Consider the following 8,288-nt stretch of genomic DNA (forward strand, 5'->3'; position numbering starts at 1 on the left):
GGCCCGGGGCGTGCGCCGGCGCGCCCGGTTGCGCGGGCTCCCGGGGGCCGGGGACCGCGTTAACGGGGTTCACGGGCGCGCGCCGGGCGCCGCTCTCCTCCTCATGCACCCAACGACAGTAACGAGTGCGTGCCGGATGTGGTCATGTCCGGTCTCGGCAAGATGTCCGTACGGCGTTTGTGGTGGGCCCGGCAGTGGCCGCCGGAGCCGTCACAGGCGGCGGAACAGCAGGTCGTACACCGGATGCCCCTTGTCCAGGCCCTGCCCCTCGAAGCGGGTGAGCGGCCGGTGCGCCGGGCGGGGCGCGAAGCCGCCGTCGGCCTGGACGTTCTCGAAGCGGGGGTGCCCGGTCAGGACGTCGAGCATCTGCTCCGCGTAGTCCTCCCAGTCCGTCGCGCAGTGGAGGAGCGCGCCCGGACGCAGCGCCGGTGCGGCGAGGTCCAGGAACGCGGGCTGGATCAGCCGCCGCTTGTGGTGCCGGGTCTTGGGCCAGGGGTCGGGGAAGAAGACGCGGAGCCCGGCCAGGGACGCGGGGGCGATCATCTCGCGCAGCAGGATGACGGCGTCGCCGTTGCCGACCCGTACGTTCGTCAGGCCCTGCTCCTCGGCGAGGCGCAGCAGGTTCCCCTGGCCCGGGGTGTGGACGTCGACGGCGAGGAGGCCCGTCTCCGGGTCGTCCGCCGCCATCTGCGCTGTGGCCTCGCCCATGCCGAAGCCGATCTCCAGCACGACGGGCAGCTGCGGGTCGCCGAACAGCTCGCCCAGGTCGAGGCGGTGCAGGCCGTCGATGTCGAAGCCCCAGCGGGGCCAGAGCCGGTGCAGCGCGGCGCGCTGTGCGGCCGTGACCCGGCTGCGGCGGGGCTGGAAGCTGCGGATGCGGCGTTCGTGGTGCGATCCGGCCGGGTCGGCTGCGGGGCCGCTCCCGTGCGGGAACATCGACGGTTTCTCGGACACAGTGGGTTTATTTTACGGGGGCGCGGAAGGGGGCGGTCCGCCGACGCGGAGGGAGCGGTCCGCCGCATCCCCGTGACCGGCAGCGCCCCCTGGCGGATGTATGGGGATTACGTGTGCTACTCCCCTTAGGTTCCGCTGGGTTTCCGCGGGTGTCCCGCCGCGGGGAGCGCGGGGAGCGCGGGGGTCGCATGGGCGCAGCCGATCCGAGGGGTCGTGCTGGGCCGGGGCTGCCTCTTGCTGTTGCGTCGCAGGGTGCGGGTGCGGGTGCGGGTGCGGGTGCGTGCGTGGCTGGTCGCGCCCCGCGGCGGAGCCGCTATGGACACAGCCCCGCGCCCCTTCGGGGGTGGCAAGCGCCGGCCCGATGCCGGGCACGCCCTGGCAGGGCCTATACGAGACGCAGCGCCGCGAGGGCGCGCTGGGCGATCTCCCGGCCGATGGGGAGGGACGCCGTCGCGGCGGGGGACGGGGCGTTGAGGACGTGCACCGTGTGCGGGCCCTCGTCGATGAGGAAGTCGTCGACCAGCGTGCCGTCCCGCAGCACCGCCTGTGCGCGGACCCCGGCGGGCGCCGGCAGCAGATCGCCGGGCTCCACCTCCGGGAGGAGCCTGCGCACCGTCTCTGTGAGGGCGCGCCGCGAGACCGAGCGGCGCAGCTCGCCCGCGCCGTACCGCCAGTGGCGGCGGGCCATCCGCCAGCTTCCGGGGAACCCCAGCGCCGCCGCCAGGTCGGCCGCGCCCGCCGTCCGCCACCCGTACCCCTCGCGGGCCAGGGCCGGGACGGCGTTCGGCCCGATGTGCACGTCGCCGTGCACGCCGCGCGTCAGATGCACGCCCAGGAACGGGAACGCCGGGTCCGGCACCGGATAGACCAGGCCGCGCACCAGCTCCCGGCGCTCCAGCGGCAGCACGTGGAACTCGCCCCGGAAGGGGAGGATCCGGGCCGCGGGCTCGTCCCCGGCGAGCCGGGCGACGCGGTCGCTGTGCAGCCCCGCGCAGTTGATCAGGACGCGGGCCCGCAGCACGCTGCCGTCGGCCGTGCGCACCGCCACGCCGCGCCCGGCGCGGCGGTCCACCGCCGTCACCTCGGCGCCCGGCCCGTAGCGCAGCTCGCCGCCCGCCGCGCTGGTGAGCCGGGCCAGATGGCGGGCCACCTCGGCGAAGTCGCAGACGCCCGTCGTCCCGACGTGGATGGCCGCCAGCCCCCGCACATGCGGCTCGCGCTCCGCGATCTGCGCCGGACCCAGCTCCCGCACCGGCAGCCCGTGCTGCCGGCCGCGCTGGATCAGGGCGTGCAGCCGGGGCAGCTCAGCGCGCTCGGTGGCCACGATGAGCTTGCCCGTCAGCTCATACGGAATGGCGTGCTCCGCGCAGAACTTGGCCATCTCGGCCGAGCCGCTGAGCGCGAACCTCGCCTTGAGCGAGCCCGGGGGGTAGTAGATCCCGCTGTGGATCACGCCGCTGTTGCGCCCGGACTGGTGCCGGGCCGGGCCCGGCTCCTTCTCCAGGACGGTCACCCGCGTGCCCGGCACGGCACGCGTCAGCGCGTACGCGGTCGACAGGCCGACGATGCCGGCGCCGATCACCAGCACCTCGGCGTCGTACGGCACGGCGCCGTCCGCCGTTCGGGAGGCGGGCGCTCTTCGAGGTCCTCGGGAGGTGGTGGACACGCTTCCCATCATGACCCGGCCCACCGGCAAAAGGCTGCGGCTCGCGTCACGCCGGCGCCACCGGCCGTCACGCCGGGGCCACCAGCAGCGGCCTGGCCCGCTCCCGCAGCTCCGCGACCCGGGGTTCGTCCCCGTACGGCTCCAGGCGGTTGAGCAGATCGCGGACGTACTCCGTGGTCCGCGCGGACGAGATGCGTCCGGCGACCTCCACGGCGCGCGTGCCCGCCGCGCACGCCGCGTCCAGGTTTCCCGACTCCAGTTCGGCTACGGCGGAGACCACGAGTCTCAGCCCGTGCGAGCGCACGAACTCCTCCGTCGGACGCGACAGCGCCTTCTCCGTGAAGCGGCGTACCTGGCGCGGGGCCTTGAGATCGCGGTAGCACTCGGCGGCGTCGGCCGCGAGTCTGTCGTACGAGTAGAAGTCGAGCCAGCTGGGGTCGGTGTCGCCGCCGCGCGAGCGCTCCAGCCAGCTCTCGGCGGTGGCCAGCGAGGCGGCGCACGCCTGTGCGTCGTTCGCCTTCGCGTGGGCTCTGGCCTCCACCAGCTGGAAGAAGCTCATGGTGCGGGCCGTGGCCAGCCCGCGGTTGCGCTCCAGCGCGGCCTGCGCCAAGTCCACACCCTCGTCCGCGAAGCCGCGGTACGTCGCCTGCAGGGACATCGACGCCAGGACATAGCCGCCGAGCGGCACGTCCGCCGCGGCGCGGGCCAGCCGCAGCGCCTGGATGTAGTACCGCTGGGCGGCCTCCTGCTGGCCGGTGTCGAAGGCCATCCAGCCGGCGAGCCGGGTGAGTTCGGCGGTGGCGCCGAACAGGGAGCGGCCCACCTCGTCGGTGTACGCGCCGAGGAGCAGCGGGGCCGCGTCCACCCGCAGGCACTCGGGGACCATGGACGAACGCCAGTCCCCTCCGCCGTACTTGGAGTCCCAGCGGCGGGCCTCGTCGGCCGCCTCGCGGAGCTTGGAGACATCGCTGTGGCCGACCCGGAGCGGGACGCTGATGCCCTCGTCGTCCCGGGGGTCCCGGGGGTCCCGGCCGCGGCCCGCGATCGCGCCGCTGCCGTTCGGGTGCGCCTCCCCTTCGGGGCCGTGCACATCGTGGCCGTCGGCGAAGGGGGTGAGGCGGCTGCTGACGCCCGTCGCCATCGCCTCGTCCCGGGCCACCGAGCTGTCGACGGGGGTTATCAACCACCGCGAGGTCGGCGTCGCGTACGCGCTCACCGCGAAGGAGCCCGCCAGCGACTGCCATATGCTGCCGCCCCCGCGCCGCCCGGCCAGGTCCAGCCGGTACAGATCGGTGGCCGACTTCACCGCCGCGCTCACCTCGCGCGGGAAGGCGAGCCCGACCTCGGGCGTCGGGTCGGCGTCCGCGAGGCCGATCTCGTGCAGCGGCACCGGGCGGCCCAGCTTGCTGCCGATGGCCGCGGCGATCAGATGCGGCGCCGCTCCCTGCGGGACCATCCCCTTGGAGACCCAGCGCGCCACGGAGGTCTTGTCGTACCGGAGCGTCAGACCGCGTTGTGCCCCGAGGTCGTTGACCCTGCGGGCGAGTCCCGCGTTGCTGATTCCTGCGAGGGCGAGGACGGTGCCGAGCTTCTCATTCGGCCCGCGTGACTCCCTGGACATGCGCACCCCTGACACACCGACGACCACCCCGCGCCCGGGCGCGGGGCCCCCTCCCGAATGCGCGCACGGCGGCGCGCGGGAAGCACTGCCAACCCAGCGTAGTTCGATGCATCCCTACCGTTAAGGGGCGTCCTCCCGGATGGCGGGATCTATGTCCGTACGCGTGTACGTGCACGGGTCACGTGCCAACCGCCCGCGCCATCGCGCGCCGCGGCCGGAATCGTGTGCGAAAACATGGGAGAGGTGTGCTCCGGGTGTGTGGCCGTGCGCCCGCAAATGCGCCTGTGCCGCCCTCACCGGGAGCGCTTCCATGGGACCTGCGTGGGTCGGCCCGCTGCACAGGGTTCAGTGGGCTGGGGGACACCGCCGTCTCATTCCCCGCGGGCGGCGGTTCGGCCCGGGGGGCGGTCATGCCTCCCGGGCTGAAAGGACGCCCTGAGCCCGGTTCTGAGTCGGCGCCTTGCGGGAGCAGGGCCGGCGAGCGCAGCCCCGATGCCGGGCACACACGATCCGTGGATCCGCCGGACACCTCTAGGGCATACCCGCATTCCGGGCGCTTCATGTCGCGTGTGTGTTCGCCATTTTTGGCCGAAAGTCATCGGTCCATCCTCGGACGGCTGTGCGGTGCCAGAAGCGGACGCCCCCGGTATATGCGCCAGCGCGCTCCGGCGCGGCAGGGCGCGCCCCCGGCGCTCCGGGGGTGGTGAACACCCGCGTGTTTTCCGATGGCCAGCGCCCCTCGCCCGACTCCCGCGCGCCACTCTCGTGGCACCATGGCCGCAACGACACAGCTCTCAAAGGGCACCCAGGCGGCATTCACACGGCGTTCGGGCCGAGAAGGCGGGCGGCGATGCGTTGGTTGGTGGGGTGGAGCAGCGCCGCGGCGGGACCCCACGCAGCGGGCGGACCCGGCGGACCCGGCGGACCCGGCGAGCCAGGAGGACCGGGAGGACCAGGGGGACCGGGCGGACCGGGCAGACCGGGTAGACAGGGCAGACAGGGCAGACCGGCCGCCTCGGGCGGGCCGGGCCCGGGGCCCCGAGACCCGTACAGCGGCTTCGGCCTCGACGGTGTCCCCTACGGCCCGAACGGCCCGTACGGCGAGGGCGTGCCGTACGGCGACGAGGGCGAGGCGCTGCAGCCCGTCGGCGCCCAGCCGCTGTGGGGCGACCCGGACCCGCTGTGGGCCGTCGGCGACTGGCGGCCCGACGAGGTGCGCGTCGTCGAGGCCGAACCGCACCTGCGGCTCGCCGTCTTCGGCTGCTGCGGCGCCTCCGACGAGGAGCTGCGGCTCGGCCTGGTCGCCGCGCGCGGCGGAGCGTTTCGCCAGCTCACCTCCTGGCCCGGTAGCTACACCGCCGTCGCGTGCATCGGCCGCCGTCTGACCATCCCCGCCGATCTGGCGGGCGCCCGGCCCGTCTTCTACGCCCCCTGGGCCGGCGGCACCGCCTACGCCACGGCGGCCCTCCCGCTCGCCGACCTGATCGAGGCCCAGCTCGACGTCGGCCATCTCGCGGCCCGGCTCGCCTGCCCGGACGCGCCCGAAGCGCTCGGCGACGGCACCCCGTTCGCCGGGGTGCGGCGGGTGCCGCCCGGCCACGCGCTGATCATCCGCGAGGGCGGCAGCCGCGAGATCGCCAGCTATGAGCCCGCCTCCTCGCTCGTCGTCGGCGCCCCGCCGGTCGCCGCCGAGGAGGCGGTGGCGGGCGTGCGGGACGCGCTCGTGGAGGCCGTACGGGCCCGCTTCGCCGCCCCGCGGCACGCCGCCGAGCACGACTTCGACGAACGCGACCCCGGACCGGTCCCCGGCATGGGGCCCGCCGACCGGCGCGCGGCCCGCGGCGGACCGGCGCCCGGCATCGGCGCCGACCTGTCCGGAGGCGCCGCCTCCGGCACCCTCGCGCTGCTCGCTTCCGGACTGCCCGGCATGCCCGGCACCGTCTTCGGGATGGGCGCCTCCGGCGCGGGCGAGCGGCTGCTGGCCGTCACCTACAACGACCTGGCCGTCAGCGAGGGCAAGCAGGAGGAGCTGGAGCGCGCCCGCGCCATCGGCGAGAGCCCGCGGCTGCACCACGTCGTCGTCACCGGCGACGACGAGGTCCTCCCGTACGCCGATCTCGCCAGCGGCCCGCTCACCGACGAGCCGGGCCCCTCCCTGATCACCTCCGAGCGGCACCGCTATCGGCTCTCGGCCGGCAGCGCCGACCACTTCCTCGGCCTCGGCGCCCGCCACGTCCTGGACGCCCACCCGGCGCGGCTGGCCGACCTGCTGCTGGACCGGCGCCGCCGGCACCTCGTCCGGCCGGTTGCGGCGCTCGCCAAGTCCGAGGGCACCGTCCCCAGCCGCTCGCTGCTGGTGCCGGTCACGATCTACCGCGCCGCGCGCCGGCTCGCCCGTACGCCCTACCGGGAGGGCGTCGAGGAGACCGCGGCGCAGCTGCGCGACGGCAGCTTCCGGGAGCGGGACGGCGGCTGGACGGACGGCGCGGGCGACAGCGCCGTCGACGCCTCCGTCGCCGCGCTCACCTGGTGCCGCCCCGGGCCCGCCGCGCGCTGGCTGACGGGCGAGGCGCTCGCCGAGGTCTCGCTCCGCCTGGAGGCCGCGGCCCAGTCCCGCCCCACGATCGAACGCCCCGGCGAACGCCGTGCGCGCGCTGCGCTCGCCCGCCGCGCCGCCGACCACCGGGTCTTCGAACAGGCCGTGGAGATCCGCAACCAGCGGCTGCACGCGCCGTTCTACGACAACCAAGTGGTACGCGCCTCCCGGGACCTCCCCGAGGCGCTCCGCGTACGCCCCGGGGCGCGGGCCTCCGTACTGCGCGCGGCGCTCGCGGGCGCGGGCGTCCACGAACTGCCGCCCGGCTGGGGCGCGCCCTCGCACACCGGTCACACCGCCTCGGTCCGCGCGGGCCTGCGGCTGGCCGCCGACGACCTGATGCAGCTCTTCGCCGCCCCGCTGCTGGCCGACGCGGGGCTGGTGGAGGCGCGGACCGTACGCAAGGCGATAGGAGCGGCGGCCCGGGGCGAGCCCCTCCCGCTGGACGGACTCGCCGACCTGGTGTCGATGGAGCTGTGGCTGGCCCGCCTGCTGGCGCGCCGCGGCACCTGCTGGACCGGCGGCGCAGCCCCCGCGCGGCGCCGCGCCGCGACCGCCGGAGTGGCCCCCGCCCAGCAACGCCCCGCGCTGTAGGAGGAAGCGCTCCGCCCGGTCACGGCCCCGGGGCGGTGCGCGACCGGGCCGCCCGCCCCGAAAAATGGGGCGGGAGAATCACCCGTGCCAGGGACAATGGCACGGTGCGGTATCTCATCCTGGGCCCGACCGAAGTACGGGACACCACCGGCAGCCCCCTCCCCCTGGGCGGCCAGCGGCTCCGTTCCCTGCTCGCCGCGCTCGCGCTGCACGCCGAGAACCCCGCGCCCGTCCCTCCGGAAACCCTGATCGGCGAGGTGTGGGCGGACGCCGACAGCACGCCCGAGGCCCTCCCCGACAACGCCCCGGCCGCCCTCCAGGCGCTCGTCGGACGGCTCCGCCGGGCCCTCGGCAAGGAGGCGGTCCAGTCCGGCCCCGGCGGCTACCGCCTCTGCGCCGAGCCCGACGACATCGACCTGTTCCGCTTCCAGCGCCTGGCCCAGGAGGGCGAACGCGCCCTCGAAGCGGGCGACCCGGCCACGGCAGCCGCCACCCTCCGCGAGGCCCTCGCGCTCTGGCGCGGCCCGGCCCTCGCCGACCTGCCGGACCGCACCTCCGCCGCAGCCCGCGCCGAGGGCCGGCGGACCGCAGCGCTCCAGCGCCGCCTCGCCGCCGAACTGGCGCTCGGCCGCGCCGCCGCGATCCTGCCGGAGCTGCGCGAACAGGCCGCCGAGCGCCCGCTGGACGAGCCGCTGCAGGCGCTGTTCCTCCGCGCCCTGCGCGACAGCGGACGGACGGCGGAGGCGCTGACCGCGTACGAGGCCGTACGCAAGGACATGGCGAGCCGCCTGGGCGCCGACCCGGGCGCCGAACTCCGCACCCTGCACGCGGAGCTGCTGTCGCAGTCCGCGCCGGGA

The 8,288-nt window shown here is 75.7% G+C and carries 5 protein-coding genes; 2 read left to right on the forward strand and 3 right to left on the reverse strand.

Going from position 1 to position 8,288, the window contains the following annotated elements:
- Positions 1–210: 210 nt before the first annotated feature.
- The 3 genes from trmB to G5C65_RS25955 form a co-directional block, all read right to left on the reverse strand.
- A complete protein-coding gene (trmB, locus tag G5C65_RS25945) occupies positions 211–936 on the reverse strand; it encodes a tRNA (guanosine(46)-N7)-methyltransferase TrmB (RefSeq protein ID WP_165301360.1) in 726 nt (241 codons plus the stop codon).
- A 403-nt stretch (positions 937–1,339) separates the two neighbouring features.
- The gene (gene lhgO / locus G5C65_RS25950) at positions 1,340–2,632 is read right to left on the reverse strand and encodes an L-2-hydroxyglutarate oxidase (protein WP_420903360.1); all 1,293 of its coding nucleotides are present in this window, start codon (positions 2,630–2,632) and stop codon (positions 1,340–1,342) included.
- Positions 2,633–2,687: 55 nt separating this feature from the next.
- Positions 2,688–4,241 carry an NsdA family TPR-like regulatory protein gene (locus G5C65_RS25955; RefSeq protein WP_165301357.1) on the reverse strand — a complete coding sequence of 518 codons (1,554 nt, stop codon included), beginning with the start codon at positions 4,239–4,241 and terminating at the stop codon, positions 2,688–2,690.
- Positions 4,242–5,091: 850 nt separating this feature from the next.
- Here G5C65_RS25955 and G5C65_RS25960 point away from each other — a divergent pair.
- Together G5C65_RS25960 and G5C65_RS25965 are read left to right on the forward strand one after the other, a co-directional pair.
- Entirely contained in the window at positions 5,092–7,431 is a 2,340-nt protein-coding gene (locus G5C65_RS25960) for an asparagine synthase-related protein (protein WP_206442276.1), read from the forward strand.
- A 104-nt stretch (positions 7,432–7,535) separates the two neighbouring features.
- The coding region (locus G5C65_RS25965) for a BTAD domain-containing putative transcriptional regulator (RefSeq protein WP_165301359.1) at positions 7,536–8,288 on the forward strand (753 nt) is incomplete at its 3' end.

The organism is Streptomyces boncukensis (assembly GCF_011045075.1).
Taxonomy (GTDB): Bacteria; Actinomycetota; Actinomycetes; order Streptomycetales; family Streptomycetaceae; genus Streptomyces; species Streptomyces boncukensis.

What these genes read in the sequence shown, in the direction of transcription:
- trmB (WP_165301360.1), bottom strand. Translation starts at nt 936, where the DNA reads ATGTTCCCGCACGGGAGCGGCCCCGCAGCCGACCCGGCCGGATCGCAC.
- lhgO (WP_420903360.1), bottom strand. Translation starts at nt 2,632, where the DNA reads ATGATGGGAAGCGTGTCCACCACCTCCCGAGGACCTCGAAGAGCGCCC.
- G5C65_RS25955 (WP_165301357.1), bottom strand. Translation starts at nt 4,241, where the DNA reads ATGTCCAGGGAGTCACGCGGGCCGAATGAGAAGCTCGGCACCGTCCTC.
- G5C65_RS25960 (WP_206442276.1), top strand. Translation starts at nt 5,092, where the DNA reads ATGCGTTGGTTGGTGGGGTGGAGCAGCGCCGCGGCGGGACCCCACGCA.